Origin of the sequence: Phaeobacter sp. NW0010-22 (assembly GCF_040365955.1) — a bacterium.
Lineage (GTDB): Bacteria > Pseudomonadota > Alphaproteobacteria > Rhodobacterales > Rhodobacteraceae > OMPR01.
Window position 1 is genome coordinate 671509 of sequence record NZ_BAABWT010000001.1, and the last position, 16904, is coordinate 688412.

The window sequence follows — 16904 nt, forward strand, 5'->3', positions numbered from 1 at the left end:
GGAAAACTGGGTATTCGGGCGGATTTAACAAGTCAGGGATAGCGCCAGAATGTGGCGGATATCGGTCAGAGGTTCGGCGAAGTGCTGGCAATTGCTTTTGAGCTGGTGCTAACTCTGACGCAACAGCACATGCAAATGGAGAAATCGTGATGGATTTGGGAATTGCCGGAAAACGCGCATTGGTATCAGCCAGCAGCAAGGGCTTGGGTCTGGGCTGTGCCGAGGCTTTGGCTGAAGCGGGGGTCGACCTGATCATGACCGCGCGGGGATCTGAGGCGCTGGAGGCGTCGGCGTCGGCGATCCGGGCCGCGCATGGGGTGGAGGTTGTGACCTTGGCCTGTGATGTGACGACGCAAGAGGGCCAAGCGCAGGTGATTGAGGCGTCGCAGGGCGTTGATATTCTGGTGACCAACGCGGGTGGTCCGCCCCCCGGTATGTGGTCGGATTGGGACCGCGACGATTTCATCAAGGCGCTGGATGCCAACATGCTGGCACCGATTGCGTTCATGAAGGCGCTGTTGCCGGGCATGATGGATAAGGGGTGGGGCCGAGTGGTCAACATCACCTCGCAATCTGTCCGCGCGCCGATTGGTGTGTTGGGTCTGTCGAATGCGGCGCGGACCGGGTTGACCGGCTATGTGGCGGGCACTGCACGTCAGGTGGCGGGCAAGGGCGTGACCATCAACAACCTGTTGCCGGGCATTCATGCAACGGACCGGGCGGTTTCATTGGATACAGGCGTGTCGACCCAGCAAGGGATCACGATGGCCGAAGCCAAAGCCGCACGCGAGGCGACCATTCCGGCGGGCCGATATGGCACGCGGCAGGAATTTGGCGCGGCCTGCGCGTTCATGTGCTCGCAGCATGCGGGGTTCATGGTGGGGCAGAACATCCTGTTGGATGGCGGCGCAACCAACATCACGATGTAAGGGATGGTCCTTTGAAAGATCAGTTGTTCAATGTGCAAAAGGTCCGCTATTTGGCGGGCCTTTTTGATCAGGGTGGCTTTGACGCGGCGGCGTTTGAGGCACGGGTGATGTCGCGGTTGCTGGACCTGGAGTTGAAGGCGCGGATGGCGTGGATTGCCGCGTGTCTGGCCGAAGCGGTGCCCGGCGATCTGCCGGATGTGGCCCCGGTGATCTTGCGCGCGCTGCCGCCGCCGTTGGATCCGGGCAAGACGGATGATGATTTCGGTGATTTCATCTTTGCCCCATTGGGCGATTGGGTGGCTGAGATTGGGATTGAACACCCGGAACTGGCATTGGATGTGATCGAAGAGATCACGCAGCGGTTTTCGATGGAGTGGGCGATCCGGCCGTTTCTGAATCGTTGGCCCGAGGTGGTGTTGGCGCGGATGCAGGATTGGGCCGGGCACGACAGCTATCACGTGCGCCGATTGGTGAGTGAGGGCACGCGCCCTCGTTTGCCTTGGGGCATGGCCGTGGGGTTGGGGTTAAGCGACCCGCTGCCCTTGTTGGATCAACTGCATGGGGATGACACGCGGTATGTCACGCGATCAATCGCCAATCACCTGAATGACATTGCCAAGAAAGACCCGGACATGGTGCTTGACCGTTTGGCGGGGTGGCGCAGAGCGGGGGACCAGAAGGCGGCTGAACTGGACTGGATGACCGGTCATGCTTTGCGCGGGCTGGTCAAGGCAGGGCATCCCGGAGCGATGGCGATGTTGGGGTTTGATCCTGAGGCGGATCTGACGGTGTCGGTTGCAGTCAGCGGCCCGGCCCAGATCAACGGGGCCTTGACGTTTGACGTTACACTTGAGGGCGTGGGTGAGGTGCCGGTGTTGGTGGATTACATCATCCATTTTCAGCGCCCGGGGGGCAAAGTGTCGGCCAAGGTGCACAAGTTAAAGCAGACCGTTGTCAAAGGCGGCGCGATCACCCTGAGCAAGGTGCACAAGTTGAAAGGCAATGCGACCACGTTCCGGTTGGTGCCGGGCGTTCATCGGTTGCAAATTCAGGTCAATGGCGTGGTGCGGGCTGAGACAGAGTTTGATCTGTTGCAGGTATAAGGGGCGGGTGCCCCTTTGGTTCAGTTTGAGCGCGGGAACTGGTCACGCTTGTGTTAGGTTTCACGGCTAAGGATTGCGGGATGGGCTGCGAGACGTTAGCTCAGCCACAACGATCAGGATGAGGACCCTCGGATGAAACACGACTCTGTGCAGAATTATTATGGTGAAGTTTTGCAAAGCAGCGATGATTTGCAGACCAATGCCTGTTGTTCACCGGCAGACATGCCGGACCATCTGAAAAAGATCCTGAGCAAGGTTCATGACGAGGTTCTGACCCGCTATTATGGTTGTGGCCTGATCGCGCCGCTGGATCTGACGGGGATGCGGATTCTGGATCTGGGCTGTGGTGCGGGGCGTGATGTGTATGCCTTGGCTGCGATGGTTGGCGAAACCGGTCGCGTTGTGGGTGTTGATATGACCCAGGCGCAGCTGGATGTGGCGCGCGCGCATGAGGCGTATCACGCCGAGGCGTTTGGCTTTGCTGAAAGCAACGTTGAATTCCACCATGGCTATATCGAAAAGCTGGACGAGCTGGGTCTTGAGCCGGGATCGTTTGATATCATCGTGTCGAACTGTGTGGTGAATTTGGCCACCGACAAGGGTGCGGTGTTGCGCGGGGCGTATAATCTGCTGAAACCGGGCGGTGAGATGTATTTCTCGGACGTGTATGCGGATCGTCGGGTGCCACAAGCGATGGCCGAAGACGAGGTTCTGTATGGCGAATGCCTGTCGGGTGCGCTGTATTGGAATGATTTCCTAAATATCGCCAAGGCGTCTGGGTTCAATGATCCGCGCCGGGTGACGCATCGCCCACTGACCATCGAGAACCCCGAGCTGGAGGCACGCATTGCGCCGTTGTCGTTCCTGTCGGCGACCTATCGGTTGTTCAAACTGGATGATCTGGAACCCGCCTGCGAGGAATACGGGCAGGCGGTGATTTACAAGGGAACCGTCGAGCACGCACCGCATGCCTTTGCGCTAGACGATCATCATCTGATCGAAGCGGGCAAGGTGTTCCCGGTCTGTGGCAACACCTGGATGATGTTGAAAGACACGCGTTTTGCGGCGCATTTCGAATTCATCGGGAATTTCGACACGCATTACGGAATTTTTGAAGGGTGCGGCGGTGAAAGCCCGTTTTTGCAAGAGTCTGGAAGCGAAGTCAGCTGTTGCTGATGTCTTGCGCCTGAAGGGGCGGGTTGCTATCCCGTCCCAAGTCCGATGAAATTGATCGGAAAAGGCAGTGAGGCTTGCTTTGAGCGCTGAAATACAGGCACCCCGGTTGGAAATCCGCAATATCGTGCGTCAGTTTGACGGGCGCGCGGTCGTGGATGACGTGTCCTTGACCATTCAAGCGGGGCAGGTGACCTGTTTGCTAGGGCCATCTGGCTGCGGCAAATCGACGACATTGCGCATGATTGCGGGCGTCGAGATGCAGGACAGCGGCGAGATCTATGTGGATGGCAAGCTGATCTGTGACACCGTGTTTCGTGTGCCGCCCGAGCGGCGCGAAATCGGGCTGATGTTTCAAGATTTTGCTCTGTTCCCGCATCTGAGCGTGGCGGATAACGTCGCCTTTGGTCTGAAGGGATCGAAGGCCGAAAAACGTGCGCGGGTCGAAGAATTGCTGCATCGGGTGGATTTGTTCCGTTTTATCGACGGGTTTCCCCATCAGTTGTCGGGCGGTGAACAGCAGCGGGTGGCCTTGGCGCGCGCCTTAGCCCCGCGGCCGCGGATCATGCTGATGGACGAGCCGTTTTCGGGGCTGGACAATCGGCTGCGCGACGGCATCCGCGATGAAACGCTGAGCCTGCTGAAAGAAGAAGACGCCGCTGTTTTGCTGGTGACGCATGAGCCAGAAGAGGCGATGCGTATGGCCGATGAGATCGCCTTGATGCGCAGCGGAAAGATCGTGCAACAAGGTGCGCCGTATAATGTTTATACTCGCCCGGTTGATCGGTCTGCTGTGGCATTCTTTAGCGATACCAATGTGTTGCGAGCCACGGTGAACGGCGCGCTTGCGGAAACACCCTTTGGTCAGTTTCTGGCACCGGGTGTGGCAGATGGCACGGAGGTGGACATAGTGTTCCGCCCTCAACATGTGCGCATCGACTTTGACCGCAACGGGCGCGGACCGCTGCCAACCCCCAGCGATGGGGTGGCCGCACGGGGCATTGTGCAGCGCGCGCGGTTTCTGGGCAATGAGAGTCTGGTGGAATTCCGCATGGACTTTGATGGTGCGTTGTTGCGGGCGACGGTGCCAAATGTATTTGTGCCAGAAGCCGGTCGTGTGATGTGGCTGACGGTGCGGCGGGATCGCTGTTTCGTGTTCCCCGCCTCAGACGCCTAGACTGCCAGAGCGATAAGTCAGCCCCAGATATCCCCGATTGTATAGCCCTGTTGGAACGGATCACTTGGGTCCAGTGACCAGTTGGCGGTGCCATAAATCCAACCTTGCCCCGATAGCGTTGGGATGATCGCATCATAGGGGCCGACATTGGTGGTGTCTTCGATCCGTCCGGTAAAGGTGGTGCCCATGGGGCCAGCGTTCACGTAATCCTGCCCGACCTCTAGCAAACTTTTGGCGTGCAGCACGGCCATTTTGGCGCAGGTGCCTGTGCCACAGGGGGAGCGGTCCAGAATACCGGTCAGGTTTTCGGGGCGGTTGGGGTCAAAGTCGCCGGTGGATAGTGTGATCGCGCCCAGACCATCGGTGCCGGGGGCCTTGGGTGGGGCGAACAGTTGCGAGATGGTCGGGCCGGTGATGGCCGGATTTTCGGGGTGCACCACAGGTAACTGTTCGGCGGTGGCGACGCGCAGGGCCTCGGATATCTTGACGATGGCGGCGCCGTTTTCAGGGATCAGGTCCAGACCAAATTGTGCGGCTTCGGCAAGAACAAAGAACATGCCGCCCCATGCGACGTTGACCACAGCCTTGCCAAAGCCGGGCAGTTCGATTTCAGCGTCCAGATGCATGGCAAATGCTGGCACGTTGCGAAAGGTGACGCGCGTGACCTTGCCGTCTTTGCAATCTGCTCGCACTTTGATCAGCCCGGCGGGAGCCTCGAGCGTCAGTTCGGTGATCGGTTCGACCATCGACAGGATGCCGGTTTCCAGCAGGGTGGTCACGACACAGATGGTGTTGGAGCCGGACATTGGCGGGTATTCGGTCTGTTCCATGATGATGAAGCCTGCATCCGCCGCAGGGTCACAAGGCGGCACAATCACATTGCAGCAGAGTGCGGGATTGCCACGTGGTTCACGCAGCATCAGCAGGCGCACATCGTCTGCGTTTTTTTGCATCCACTGCATTTTTTCAAACACGCTGTTGCCCGGCATATGGGGCAGGCCGGCGGTGATGACGCGGCCGGGTTCGCCTTCGGCGTGGGCTTCGACAGCGGTGATGATACGGGATGCGCGCATTGGGGTTTCTCCTCTCCCTCAGATTGTTTGCACGCTAACGCCTGACGGAGCGTTACGTCCAGCGTTTGTCTTGCCTGTCGGGACTGGCAATTATCGTCTGGCTGGGATATCCCGGCCCCAAGATCCATTGTCGACAGAAGGCTGCTGCCATGAGCTTTGAAACACCCGGACCCGTTGAAACCACGTGGAGCGAAGCGATTTCGCCCATCGAAGAAATCATCAACGAGGCGCGCAACGGTCGGATGTTCATTCTGATCGACCACGAAGATCGCGAAAACGAAGGGGATCTGGTGATTCCGGCGCAGATGGCGACGCCTGAGGCGGTGAATTTCATGGCGACCCACGGGCGCGGCCTGATCTGTCTGACCCTGACCGAAGATCGCATTGACGCGCTGGGTTTGCAGTTGATGTCGACCAACAATTCGTCCCGTCACGAGACTGCATTCACCATCTCGATCGAGGCGCGTGAGGGTGTCAGCACCGGGATTTCGGCGCATGACCGGGCGCGGACGGTTGCCGTGGCGATTGATGCGGGTAAATCCGGCGATGACATCGCGACACCGGGCCACGTGTTCCCACTGCGGGCGCGGGATGGCGGTGTGTTGGTCCGTGCGGGTCATACCGAGGCTGCGGTCGATGTGAGCCGTCTGGCGGGGTTGAACCCATCGGGCGTGATTTGCGAGATTATGAATGACGACGGCACCATGTCGCGTCTGCCCGAGTTGGTCGCCTTTGCCCAGAAGCACGGGCTGAAGATCGGTACGATCAGTGACCTGATCTCGTACCGTCGTCGTCATGACAACCTTGTGCGTGTGACCAGCGAAGAGGTGGTCAATAGCGAGCATGGTGGCGACTGGACTATGCGGATTTATCGCGACGAGACACACGGCGACGAGCACATCGTGATGATCAAGGGCGATATTTCGGGCGAAGAGCCGGTGATGGTGCGGATGCACGTGCTGAACGCGATGCGCGATGTCTTGGCGATTGGTGGGGCGAAACGGTCTGAAAAGCTGAGCAATGCTATGAACCGGATCGCCGAGCAGGGGCGCGGGGTTGTGGTGTTGTTGCGCGATGTGGATCACGCGGTGAAAACCGAAGGGGGCGTTGGTCAGGAAGTGTCGACCAAAGTGTTGCGCCAATATGGTTTGGGCGCGCAGATCCTGTCGTCTCTGGGCCTGAGCCAGTTGACCCTGTTGACCAATTCGCCCGCCCCGAATGTCGTGGGACTGGACGCCTATGGGTTGGAAATCACCGGCACCAGCCGGTTGGACGAGGAGTAAGTCACATGGCCGGACATGAGCAGCATTACATCATGCCGCGTGCGGAATTTGACCGCCCCGTCAAGATTTTGATCGTTGTGTCGCCGTATTACAAAGATATCGCGGACAATATGGTTGCGGGCGCTGTGGCTGAGATCGAAGCCGCGGGTGGCTCTTATGAGATTGCCCAAGTACCCGGTGCGTTGGAAATCCCGACGGCGATTTCAATGGCGGATCGTCAGGCGAATTTTGATGGATATGTGGCGCTTGGGTGCGTCATTCGCGGCGAAACCACGCATTACGATACGGTATGCAATGATTCGAGCCGTGCCATTCAATTGATGGGGTTGCAGGGGCTTTGCATCGGCAATGGCATCCTGACAGTGGAAAACCGACCCCAGGCCGAAGTGCGTGCAGACCCGGCAGATCAGAATAAAGGTGGCGGAGCGGCCGCTGCGGCCTTGCATCTGATCGCACTCAGCCGTAAGTGGGGCGCTTTGAAGAAGGGTGTCGGTTTCAAGGCCCCTTCGGAGTCCATCCTGATGGCTGGCGATACCAACGGATCCACGACCGCATGACAAACGCAGACGCGCCCCTGTCGGGCAACCAGAAACGCAAGATGAAATCCGCCGCTCGGCTGTATGCTGTGCAGGCGCTTTATCAGATGGAACAGACCTCCCAGACCACCGAGCAGGTGATTGTGGAGTTTTTGGACCACCGGTTTGGGGCCGTCTATGAAGGCGACGAGATGCAAGAGGGCGACGGCGCCCTGTTTCGCACGCTGGTCAGCAATGCGGTGAACCATCAGGCGTTGATTGACCAGATGACTGACCGTGCCTTGGTCGCGAAATGGCCGATTGCCCGGATCGACCCCACGTTGCGTGGATTGTTCCGTGCTGCTGGCGCCGAGATGACACAGACCGAAACGCCGCCCAAGGTGGTGATTGTGGAGTTTGTGGATATTGCACGGGCGTTTTTCCCGGATGGCAAAGAAGCAAGTTTCGTCAATGCGGTTCTGGATCACATGGCGCGCGAGGCACGTCCCGAAGCGTTTTAACGTTTATTCCGTATCCCCAGCTTGAATGCCCGTGCTGTTTGTATCTGCAACGGCGATGTTTTGATGCGTCAGGGCAGAGCCCGAGGCGGGGAATGCGTGGGTTTCCAAAACCTCAAAAAGAATTAGCGCAGGCGACCATAAAGGGCACCTGCGCTAGATAGGTATGCAATAAACACTCCAAAACTTCTTGAAGACCACCACTCACAACAGAGGTTTCAAGACAGGAACGAAGATAGCTGAGCGAGTCTCAAATGGCTACTTATCGAAAACGATAGGTTGGTTTGACCTGACAAATAGAGCGAAAACGTGCCGATTTCTGCCAATACGGCCGAAAAAAGCGGCGTTTTGTCGATTCGGTTATGCGATCAGGAATGGTGTGTCATAGCGGGGCGCAAGAGCCCCATCTGGACGGCGCGCACCAATGCGGCTTCGCGAGTGGGGGCATTCAACTTTTCCCGAGCGGTTTTCAAATGCGCGCGAACGGTGACTTCTTTGATGTCGAGGTTGGCAGCAATCTGGTCGTTGCGCAGCCCGTCCCCCAACAGAAGCAGAACCTGCTTTTCGCGTTGTGACAAAGGCGGTGCGCTGGCCACGAGCGGTCCCAGGTCGTGAATTCCACTTGGCACGCCTTCGGTTTCAGAGCCGAGGTTTGTTGCAATGACGGTGGCGAGAATACGCATTTCGCGCGCCTGCTCTGTCATGATCTGCTCGGCATCTGGCCGGTCGGAGCTGAGTATGACAATTTTCACCTCGTCATTGGGGCAAGGCACAACAAGACTGAACAGGTGGTGATACCCTGCGGTTCCCAAACCGGAAAAGAGCTTGGATGCGATTTCTAGGTTGCTGGCTTTGGCCCGGCTTTCGGCGTTGACGTAGACGCTTTCGACACCGTTGGTGACTTGCGCCAGAATCGGGTCCCCTTCGGCGTAACCGCCATCGGAATAGATTTTCAACCAGTCTTCGGACATCGAGGTACGGGCCCAGTGAATGACACCGGATTCGGGAGAGAAGCTTGCCAGATTGAGGGCGTTGAAGCCGAACTTTGAAAGGCTGGTGACAACGAATTCCCATCGTTCGCGATCAGTAAAGCGTCGTGACAATTCATCCAAAAGATTAAGGGCGAACGAGCTAACTGATTGCATTCGGTATTTGGCTTTCTTCGTTTTTGGCGCTCTGGGCGATTAGGACGCAGGTGCTTTTTTGAGGATATGGTCTAAATTTTGAATGTGTAAAGGAGAATGGTATGCCCAAATTGATCCGCCTCTACGTAACCCATGTTTTAATCGGGTTCGCACTGTCTGCGTTGTTCACGGGATTGCTGCTGTGGTTGAACGTTGCCAACCTTTGGTCGTTGGTCAGTCGTTCGGATATGGGGTTGGTCGCTGTTGGAATGTTGTGGTTCACCAATGGGATCGTGTTCGCCGGGGTTCAGTTCGGCTGGGCCGTGATGAATATGGCCGAAACGCCCAAAGGTCCACGCCGTGGGACGCCGATCACACCAACATTGCAGGCCGTGCCTGCCGTTGCATTGAAATCAAAGACCAAACGTTAATTTTGAGTATATGCCCGGCCAGATGCGGGGCAGAAAGTGTGACGGGACCACCAAGCAACCGTGCGGTTTTGATTCCCGGGGACCTGTATGTACAGGTGGGCGCCAGTTAAACGGACCAGGGTCCGAACAGAGCCAGCTCCCTTGGAAATGCTTAAGGCCACTGGAATGCTACCTGACACAAGAAGGGCAGAACCCGCCACGCCCCTACCTAGGGCGCGCGGCGGGGCGATACAAGGGGCCGCAGGGACTTATGCGGCCACGGTGTCATGCAGCGCTGTGCGCATTTGGTCCATGTGACCTTCCCACCCTTTGTCGAGCGCGAGGATCAGACCGAAAGCTTCGGCGTGTTGGGGCAGACCTTCGTGGGTTAGGGACAGTTGCGTGCCGCCTGTTACCGGGGTCAGGGTCCATTTGACGGTGCTGACCGCATCGCCCATGGGTTTGATCGTAAACGTATATTCCAGAAATTCGGGTTCTCGGGCTGTGCGTACCTCGCCCCAGATCAACAGATCCCCGCTGTCGGCGCCGTGCATCTTGAGTGCTGCGCCTTGGGTTAGGGGGGCGTTGGGTTTGTGAAACCATTGGGCCAGCAGTTCGGGGTCCGTCAGATAGGCCCAGACCTGTGACGGGGTGGCGTTCAGGTAAATGGACTTGTGCAAGATCTTATCAGTCATGAGATGTCCTTTGCTGTTTGGGTTTCGATGGCGGTTTTCAGGCTGGCGAGGCGATCACCCCAGAACCGATCAAAGTATTGGAACCAGTCCAGCACCGGGGCCATGCCTATGGGGTTCAGGCGGTTCACCCGTTCGCGGCCCCGAGGTTCAACGGTGATCAAACCGCCGTCTGACAGGACGGTCAGGTGCTTTTTGACGGCGGCACGGGTCATGTCGAACTGGTTGGTCAACTGCGCAATTGTCATGTCATCGTGGGACAGCAGGCGCACAATATCGCGCCGGGTCGGGTCAGAGAGGGCCCGAAAGGCCTGTTGGGTCATGTCGTTCATTTGGGTCCTCCTGTTTTTGGGATACCATTTGGTATTATTACGATGCGATACTAAATGGTATTACGTCAAGGGTGATTTTCGGACTTGCTTTTTGTTTATGGTTTGTTCACGTTTGGGGGATGATGCCAGATCTTCAGCCCGGACAGAGACTTGCGCGCGGCGTTGCCCGTCATTTGACCAGCCATGGTTTTGTTTCTGTTGAGGAATTCGTGCCAGCACGCGGGTTGCGCGTGGATGTGATCGGGCTGGGCCCCAAGGGCGAAATCTGGGTGATCGAGTGCAAGTCCAGTCGCGCAGATTTTCAATCGGACAGCAAGTGGCAGGGCTATCTGGAGTGGTGCGATCGCTATTTCTGGGCGGTTGATCTGGAGTTTCCAACCGAGCTGCTGCCAGATGAAACCGGGCTGATCATTGCCGATTCCTATGGCGCAGAGATCATTCGCATGGGGCCCGAGGCAAAGCTGGCTCCGGCGCGGCGCAAAAAGATGATCCAGAAATTCGCAACGGATGCCGCGCGGCGCCTGTTGGCGCTGCGCGATCCAAGGATTTAGCCGGTCACGCTGCGCGCGGCCTGTGCAGCGGCGCGGATCTCTTCGGCAATTTCTTCGGCTTCTTCTGGATCGAAATCCATTGGGACCTCGATGCCTTGCGATTCGATAAAGATTCGAACCATGCCTTCGTCGGTTGGACCGATCTGCAGGTTGGCTTCGATTTCGCTTTCGGTGTTGATACCCATGTCTGTCTCCGCTGGATGCGGGTTTCTGCTATCGCCAAGTGGGTTGTAAATCAAGCAGGGTTCGGGGTTTGATAGGGTATGAGTACGGTAAACATACGTAGATTCGAACCATCAGATGCCGCATGGGTGATTGCGCAGCATGGGCAGCATTATGCGCAGGAAGAAGGATTCGACGACAGCTTTGGGGACTTGGTGACGCAAATCCTGAAAGATTTCGTAGATGGCCATAATCCAGCACGGGAACGGGGATGGATCGCAACCGTTGATGGGCAACGGGTCGGGTGCATTTTCTGTGTCAGTATTGGCGCTTATACGGCCAAGTTGCGGCTGTTCTTGCTGACACCACAGGCGCGCGGGCAGGGGCTGGGACATCGGTTGTTGAGCACTTGCATGGATTTTGCGCGTGAGGTCGGATATAGTGAAATGGTACTATGGACGCACGAAAGTCACCGGGCCGCATGTGCCTTATATGCGGCGAATGGGTGGGAGATGGTCGACAGCGCATCGGTTCATTCCTTTGGGGTGGATTTGATTGAACAAACTTGGCGAATTGATCTTTAACCCCCTTGCAAACCCTCGGAGACTTCTCTAAATCGCCCCTCAGTGCCGCCATAGCTCAGTAGGTTAGAGCGCCTGATTGTGGATCAGGAGGTCCCCCGTTCGAGCCGGGGTGGTGGTACCACTTCCTTCCTCTTTTAGCTTTGAAATTTAGACGCGCTCTGGCGTGTGGATGTCTGCGTTGGTGCGTGTGCACCCGGCTTTGCACAAATGGCGTGTCTGACGTGCTATTGTTGATTTGAAATCCCGGATTATTCGAGAACACCCGGTTTTTGTTCGAATTTTTATGCAAGTTGTGCGGAATCGCCTAAACTGGTCTCTGGTGAACGGGGGAGTGTGAGTGATGCAGAACATAGATCGTGTTGAACACTGTGTATCCTTGCCTGATGATGCCCCGGAACAGGTCCGCCGCATGTGTGGGCTAGAGGCCGACAGCGAGCTGCGGATTCTGTTCTTTGGCGGGCCGGGGGATGTGGTTGGAACCTTCAACCGCTGGGCCGAGGGGCATCAGGACCCCAGAACACCCGTAATCGCCTATTCCAGCATGTTCTACACCCTCTCACGCAAGCTACGCGCTAAGGGGCTGATCCTGACCGAAAGTGATATCGGCCCTGACGCCCCAGCAGATGATTTTGAGTTTATCTACACGCCACGCAAACATGGCGGTGGGCGGATTGGGTATCGGATTGATGAATATAACTTTTGCCGGACGGGCAGGGTCCGGGTTAAGCAGCTGAACCCGCATGTGATCATCATCGGAGGTGATGTGCCGAATGCTTTGGTCCGCACTCTCCCGGACAGTGCGCGGGTGATCCTTACGGTTCACAATGCCTTTTGGCCGATGGGGCAGCAGCCAACGGATTTCCGGGGGCAGAGACAGTTGGCGCGCAAACGTCAGGCGTTTCGTCGGGTGGATGCGGCCGTGTGTACCTCTCACGAATGCGCGCAGCAGTTAGAGGTTTTGGGCGTCCGACGAGAGACATGTTTTGTTGAGATGCCACAGATATTGAGCCAGTTTGCACCGGATACGCCCAGAGCACAGGACAGAGAGGCCCGGAGGCTTGTGTTTTTAGGCCGGGTCGAGCCTGAAAAAGGGGTGTTTGATCTTGTCTCAGCTTTTGACAGGCTGGCAGAAGACGCCCCTGATATGACCCTCAGTATTGCGGGTGTTGGGTCAGCTTCGGCTGATCTGGAGCGGATGGTAGCCGCTTCCCCCTTCAAGGACCGTATCACGCTGCATGGATTGTTGGGGGCAGAACAGGTGCATGCGTTGTTGGCGCAATCGGATCTGTTGATTTGCCCAACGCAGGACTTTGAGGGATTGGCGTTGGTGGTGATTGAGGCCGCGATCCATAATGTGCCATCCGTCACGAGTTCTATCGTACCTGCGCGGGATCTGTTCCCGGAGGGCAGCGTTGAATTTCCAGCGCGCGATGTGGAGGCTTTGACCGAATGCTTGCGGTCTTTGGTTTTGGACAGAGACCGGTATCGGGAGATGACGGGTGCATTGCCCGCGTTGACAGAACGGTTTCTTGACAGGTCGCAGTCTTGGGGGTCGATGATGTACAAGGCCCTAACGGTGTAAGTGTCTGTCGAGGGCAGAGTTTGAATTGATCGTTTGGAAGGGTTTTATTTGAACGTATGTTCAGATATCCTGCTTTTATGGCACGTACCCAAGGTTCACATTCCGATATCACAGGCCCGCGTATTCGTGCGGCTGCTTTGCAATTGTTTGCGCGTCATGGCTATGCAGCTGTGTCGATGCGCCAGATTGCCAAAGAGGTGGGCGTGCAGGCGGGTGCGTTGTATAATTATACCCCGGATAAGCAAAGCCTGCTGTTTCGTCTGATGCGGACCCATATGGACGAACTGCTGAGCGCGCGCGCCGCGCGGGGCGATTTTGCGACTGCTGTGGAGGCGTTGGAAGATTTCACGCGGTTTCACATCCGGTTCCACTCGGAACGGCCAGAAGAAGTGTTTATCGCCTATATGGAGTTGCGCAATCTGAGCCCGGACAATTTTGCCACGATCGAGGCGTTGCGCCGTCAATACGAGGATGAGTTGGAAGCGATTGTGCAGCGCGGCATTTCTGAGGGGGCATTTGCGGTGTCTGACACCAAGATCCCGGCGATGGCGGTGATTGCCATGTTGACCGGGGTGAACACCTGGTTCAGCAGCGGTGGGCGTTTGTCTTTGGACGAAGTTGAAACGATCTATTGGAACATGGTGCGCAAGGCCGTGGCAGCCTGACTGGTTAGGGCATTGAAGACTCTGCCTGGTATCGCTGCGCCCAAGCTTGGTTTGTTTGATCAGAGAGTTTAGCGGTTGGGGCAGTGATGTCTGTGGCTAGGGCTGGGTCCAGATCCAGTGCATCCAAAATGCGGGCCAGTTGTTGCGCCGGGGCGTGGGACAGGTCGTCGTAAGAAACGCGCACTGGGGACAGGCGCTGTTGATCAAACCACCTCTGCCATTGGGCGTCATAGGCGGTCAGTGTGGTGATGTGTTCAGAAATGTGCGCGGCGTCGTAAGTCGGGGTTTGCGGGGCGGACAGCCGTTCCAGTTCAGAGCCATCCGCCGCCTTATGCCAGAGGCCAGATTGTTCGGCGATGACACGCGAGATCGCTTGATCCAGTTTATTGTCTCGGGTCAGGTGGATGAAGAGCGTGCGCCCAAAGGCGGTGTGAATGCGGTCTGCGTCGTGTGTTTGGTCCGGGTGCAGAACGGCCAAGTTTTGCATAAAAAAATCAAAGCTGTGGCGTTGCAGGCGTAAGCCGAACATTCCGGTGGTGCCGGTGCCAGTTTGGCGCGCTGCCTCAAATATCGCGGACAGGCGCGAGACTGGATCTGCAAAATGGCGATCTGACAGGCCGTAGTCGTCCAGCCAAGCCGCGATTGAGGGTTGGTGAAAATGAGAGCCCGGGTGACCGGATTGTCCGGTGGCCTCTAGCAGTTTGCACAACAGGGTGCTGCCGCTTCGGGGGCTGGTGCAAATGATATAGGATTGGTAGCGGGGGATGCCGGTGCCTTTCACGAAATCCAGTGGCGCGGCCCGGCATGATCGCCGGACCGCTTGTTCTGTGAGTGTATCTGGATCTTGCGTTGGTTTGGAATGCCTGAACTCAGAAATGGCAGGCGAAAGGCGTTTAGTGCGCGGCCTTGATGAAGGTGTCGTTGCGCAGATCACGCATGGCTTGGCGGATCTCTTCTTTGGTGTTCATCACGATGGGGCCATGCCACGCGACCGGTTCATTGATGGGTGCGCCAGAGATCAGCAAAAACCGGACGCCTTGCGGGCCTGCTTGCACGGTGATTTCATCCCCGGTGCCAAACCGGACCAACGTGCGATCCCCGGACATGTCGCGAATGTTCACATCCTGACCGGCGACCTCTTTTTCGAGCAGCACGCCCGAGGGGGCCGAGGCATCCGCAAAGGCCGCCTGACCTTCAAAGACATAGGCAAAGGCGCGGCGATAGGTATCGACGGGAAAGGTACGTTTCACCCCGGCCGGAATTTGGATGTCCAGATATTGTGGGTCTGCGGCGATGCCACTGATCGGGCCGGTTTTGCCCCAAAAGGACCCGGTGATGACTTTGACACGGGTGCCATCGTCGTCGGTTATGACCGGAATTTCAGTGCTGGGCATATCTTGGTAGTGGGGTGCGGTCATTTTCTGATCAGCCGGCAGGTTACCCCAGAGCTGAAACCCGTGCATTTGCCCGTTTGCGTTTCCCTGTGGCATTTCCTGATGCAGGATGCCGGATCCGGCCGTCATCCATTGAACATCACCCGCGCCCAGTGACCCCTCGTTACCGAGCGAGTCTGTGTGATCGACTGTACCAGACAATACATAGGTGATGGTTTCGATGCCGCGATGGGGATGCCATGGGAATCCTTTGGCAAAATCCGCGGGGTGTTCGTTGCGAAAATCATCGAACAGCAGAAACGGGTCCAGCTCGCTTGGGTCATGAAACCCAAAGGCGCGGTGCAGTTTGACGCCTGCACCTTCGAGGGTTGGTGTGGCCGGGCGAGTTTCAAGAATGGGTCGAAGGGACATGAGGTGTCTCCTGTTGCCTGAAGATCTGACCAAGTTAATCTGTGCGTCTGTATTAACAACTTGCGCAAAGACACGGCTGATGTGCGATTTTGCGTAAGGGCGGGTCGGTTGAACAGAAAAGCGGTGTCCCCTCGGGCGATTTCAGGATAAGCGCAGGCTGCCACAAACCTGGAGAGCACGCCCGTGTCACAAGATAATCGCGCAGAAGAAGAGATTTTGGCCGTGGTCGAGGCCTCACCCACGCGTCGTTGGATGGGGATTGGCGTGTTGGGGATGCTTGGTGCGCTGGTGCTGTATGTGGCCTTTGCCACGCCACCAGAATTGCAGTGGCAGGTGTTTTTGGTGATTATTGGTGTTGCGGCGCTGTGGGCCGCGCATCGCATGCATCAGGCCACAACCCATCGTTTGGAACTGACTATGACTGAGTTGCGCTCAAGCGCAGGCGTACGGTTGGCTTTGGTCGAAGACATCGAGGCGATGGATCGGGGGGTGTTTGCCTTTAAGCCATCCAATGGCTTTTTGTTGCGCACCAAAACAGCGGGTGGCCGGACGTGGCAACCGGGGTTGTGGTGGCGCATGGGACGTCGAATTGGGATTGGTGGTGTCGCGCCGGGGTCTCAGACAAAATTCATGTCCGAGACCCTATCAGCATTGATGGCGCATCGCGATTAACTGGCCCAAGCTACCTGATCGGTAAAGCGGGGACGGGTAAACACGAAGTTGTCGAGAGATTTTGGTGTGATACCGACCTTAAAGGGAGGCACGTAGAAATCTTTCGTTTCAACCAAAATGACGTTGTCCTGGTTTGGCATATTGGGCAGCTTGTCTTTGATGTCTAACACGGTTGTGTTGTTGAGCGGATCGCCGAATTCTCCGCGTACCTTAGACCATTTTACAACATGCTTGTTTTTCCGCCCATTCCATTTGATCACTGAAATGCGCATTGTTGTCCCAGCGGGATTGCGCGTCATCACTGAGAATAGAGTTTGCATCGAGTCGATGTAGGTTTCGTCGATCCCTTGAGTCTCGCGCGAAATTAGGTCGCTGATGGTATAGGCTGCCTTGAGGTTGGCCGCACTTTGACGGTAGCCGTCAAAGAAGGTGTAGCTTGCCATAAGGGCCCAGGCCAACATCGGAAACAGGATCACGAATTCAACAGCGACTGCTCCGTCCGTATCCCGAGCAAAGGATTTGATGTAGCGGGAAAATCTTGACTGTTTCATGAG

The 16904-nt window shown here is 56.9% G+C and carries 21 protein-coding genes and 1 tRNA gene; 14 read left to right on the forward strand and 8 right to left on the reverse strand.

Annotated elements, in window-relative coordinates:
• Nucleotides 1–149: 149 nt before the first annotated feature.
• From ABWV33_RS03080 to ABWV33_RS03095, 4 genes are all read left to right on the forward strand, one after another.
• The gene (locus ABWV33_RS03080; protein WP_353329075.1) at nt 150–929 is read left to right on the forward strand and encodes an SDR family oxidoreductase; all 780 of its coding nucleotides are present in this window, start codon (nt 150–152) and stop codon (nt 927–929) included.
• Nucleotides 930–940: 11 nt separating this feature from the next.
• Nucleotides 941–2032, forward strand: coding sequence for a YhaZ family DNA alkylation repair protein (locus ABWV33_RS03085; protein ID WP_353329076.1), 1092 nt, complete (start codon nt 941–943; stop codon nt 2030–2032).
• A gap of 132 nt (nt 2033–2164) precedes the next feature.
• The gene (locus ABWV33_RS03090; RefSeq protein WP_353329077.1) at nt 2165–3208 is read left to right on the forward strand and encodes a methyltransferase domain-containing protein; all 1044 of its coding nucleotides are present in this window, start codon (nt 2165–2167) and stop codon (nt 3206–3208) included.
• Between the two features lie 79 nt (nt 3209–3287).
• Complete coding sequence (locus ABWV33_RS03095) at nt 3288–4382, forward strand: ABC transporter ATP-binding protein (protein WP_251364725.1); 1095 nt, start codon at nt 3288–3290, stop codon at nt 4380–4382.
• A gap of 17 nt (nt 4383–4399) precedes the next feature.
• On the opposite strand, the gene ABWV33_RS03100 is transcribed toward ABWV33_RS03095, so the two are convergent.
• Entirely contained in the window at nt 4400–5455 is a 1056-nt protein-coding gene (locus ABWV33_RS03100) for a proline racemase family protein (protein WP_353329078.1), read from the reverse strand.
• A gap of 149 nt (nt 5456–5604) precedes the next feature.
• Here ABWV33_RS03100 and ribB point away from each other — a divergent pair, with 149 nt between their 5' ends.
• Genes ribB through nusB form a run of 3 tightly spaced genes read left to right on the forward strand, consistent with a single transcriptional unit; the run spans nt 5605 to nt 7774 of the window.
• A complete protein-coding gene (ribB, locus tag ABWV33_RS03105; protein WP_113825803.1) occupies nt 5605–6738 on the forward strand; it encodes a 3,4-dihydroxy-2-butanone-4-phosphate synthase in 1134 nt (377 codons plus the stop codon).
• A 5-nt stretch (nt 6739–6743) separates the two neighbouring features.
• Nucleotides 6744–7295 carry a 6,7-dimethyl-8-ribityllumazine synthase gene (locus ABWV33_RS03110; RefSeq protein ID WP_215193555.1) on the forward strand — a complete coding sequence of 184 codons (552 nt, stop codon included), beginning with the start codon at nt 6744–6746 and terminating at the stop codon, nt 7293–7295.
• Nucleotides 7292–7774: a transcription antitermination factor NusB gene (nusB, locus tag ABWV33_RS03115; protein ID WP_113825805.1), complete on the forward strand. Its 483-nt coding sequence runs from the start codon at nt 7292–7294 to the stop codon at nt 7772–7774. The genes ABWV33_RS03110 and nusB overlap by 4 nt, the downstream gene beginning before the upstream one ends.
• Before the next feature lie 365 nt (nt 7775–8139).
• Here nusB and ABWV33_RS03120 read toward each other — a convergent pair whose 3' ends face one another.
• Nucleotides 8140–8916, reverse strand: coding sequence for a helix-turn-helix transcriptional regulator (locus ABWV33_RS03120; RefSeq protein WP_113825806.1), 777 nt, complete (start codon nt 8914–8916; stop codon nt 8140–8142).
• Nucleotides 8917–9017: 101 nt separating this feature from the next.
• Between ABWV33_RS03120 and ABWV33_RS03125 the strand changes: the two genes are divergently transcribed.
• Nucleotides 9018–9326: a hypothetical protein gene (locus ABWV33_RS03125; RefSeq protein WP_353329079.1), complete on the forward strand. Its 309-nt coding sequence runs from the start codon at nt 9018–9020 to the stop codon at nt 9324–9326.
• A 248-nt stretch (nt 9327–9574) separates the two neighbouring features.
• Here the strand turns inward: ABWV33_RS03125 and ABWV33_RS03130 are convergent, their stop codons facing one another.
• Nucleotides 9575–10000, reverse strand: a complete 426-nt coding sequence (locus tag ABWV33_RS03130; RefSeq protein ID WP_113825808.1) for an SRPBCC family protein — start codon at nt 9998–10000, stop codon at nt 9575–9577.
• On the reverse strand, nt 9997–10329 hold the full coding sequence (locus tag ABWV33_RS03135) for an ArsR/SmtB family transcription factor (RefSeq protein ID WP_353329080.1): 333 nt from the start codon (nt 10327–10329) through the stop codon (nt 9997–9999). The genes ABWV33_RS03130 and ABWV33_RS03135 overlap by 4 nt, the downstream gene beginning before the upstream one ends.
• A gap of 119 nt (nt 10330–10448) precedes the next feature.
• Between ABWV33_RS03135 and ABWV33_RS03140 the strand changes: the two genes are divergently transcribed.
• Entirely contained in the window at nt 10449–10880 is a 432-nt protein-coding gene (locus ABWV33_RS03140) for an MmcB family DNA repair protein (RefSeq protein WP_113825868.1), read from the forward strand.
• Here the strand turns inward: ABWV33_RS03140 and ABWV33_RS03145 are convergent.
• The gene (locus ABWV33_RS03145; protein ID WP_113825810.1) at nt 10877–11065 is read right to left on the reverse strand and encodes a DUF6324 family protein; all 189 of its coding nucleotides are present in this window, start codon (nt 11063–11065) and stop codon (nt 10877–10879) included. The two genes, ABWV33_RS03140 and ABWV33_RS03145, sit on opposite strands and share 4 nt — an antisense overlap.
• A 78-nt stretch (nt 11066–11143) precedes the next feature.
• On the opposite strand from ABWV33_RS03145, the gene ABWV33_RS03150 reads away from it, so the two are divergent.
• The 4 genes from ABWV33_RS03150 to ABWV33_RS03165 all read left to right on the forward strand — a co-directional run bounded on the left by ABWV33_RS03150 (nt 11144) and on the right by ABWV33_RS03165 (nt 13873).
• Entirely contained in the window at nt 11144–11626 is a 483-nt protein-coding gene (locus ABWV33_RS03150; RefSeq protein ID WP_353329081.1) for a GNAT family N-acetyltransferase, read from the forward strand.
• A 44-nt stretch (nt 11627–11670) separates the two neighbouring features.
• Nucleotides 11671–11747: transfer RNA gene (locus ABWV33_RS03155), tRNA-His, on the forward strand.
• A 219-nt stretch (nt 11748–11966) separates the two neighbouring features.
• Nucleotides 11967–13208, forward strand: coding sequence for a glycosyltransferase family 4 protein (locus ABWV33_RS03160; protein ID WP_353329082.1), 1242 nt, complete (start codon nt 11967–11969; stop codon nt 13206–13208).
• Nucleotides 13209–13285: 77 nt separating this feature from the next.
• The gene (locus ABWV33_RS03165) at nt 13286–13873 is read left to right on the forward strand and encodes a TetR/AcrR family transcriptional regulator (RefSeq protein ID WP_113825813.1); all 588 of its coding nucleotides are present in this window, start codon (nt 13286–13288) and stop codon (nt 13871–13873) included.
• A gap of 4 nt (nt 13874–13877) precedes the next feature.
• Here the strand turns inward: ABWV33_RS03165 and ABWV33_RS03170 are convergent, their stop codons facing one another.
• On the reverse strand, nt 13878–14654 hold the full coding sequence (locus tag ABWV33_RS03170; protein WP_353329083.1) for a Stf0 family sulfotransferase: 777 nt from the start codon (nt 14652–14654) through the stop codon (nt 13878–13880).
• 112 nt (nt 14655–14766) lie between these two features.
• Entirely contained in the window at nt 14767–15678 is a 912-nt protein-coding gene (locus tag ABWV33_RS03175) for a pirin family protein (RefSeq protein ID WP_113825814.1), read from the reverse strand.
• 252 nt (nt 15679–15930) lie between these two features.
• Between ABWV33_RS03175 and ABWV33_RS03180 the strand changes: the two genes are divergently transcribed.
• Nucleotides 15931–16350: a hypothetical protein gene (locus ABWV33_RS03180; protein ID WP_353329234.1), complete on the forward strand. Its 420-nt coding sequence runs from the start codon at nt 15931–15933 to the stop codon at nt 16348–16350.
• Here ABWV33_RS03180 and ABWV33_RS03185 read toward each other — a convergent pair.
• Nucleotides 16347–16901: a TadE/TadG family type IV pilus assembly protein gene (locus tag ABWV33_RS03185; RefSeq protein WP_353329084.1), complete on the reverse strand. Its 555-nt coding sequence runs from the start codon at nt 16899–16901 to the stop codon at nt 16347–16349. The two genes, ABWV33_RS03180 and ABWV33_RS03185, sit on opposite strands and share 4 nt — an antisense overlap.
• Nucleotides 16902–16904: the final 3 nt, after the last annotated feature.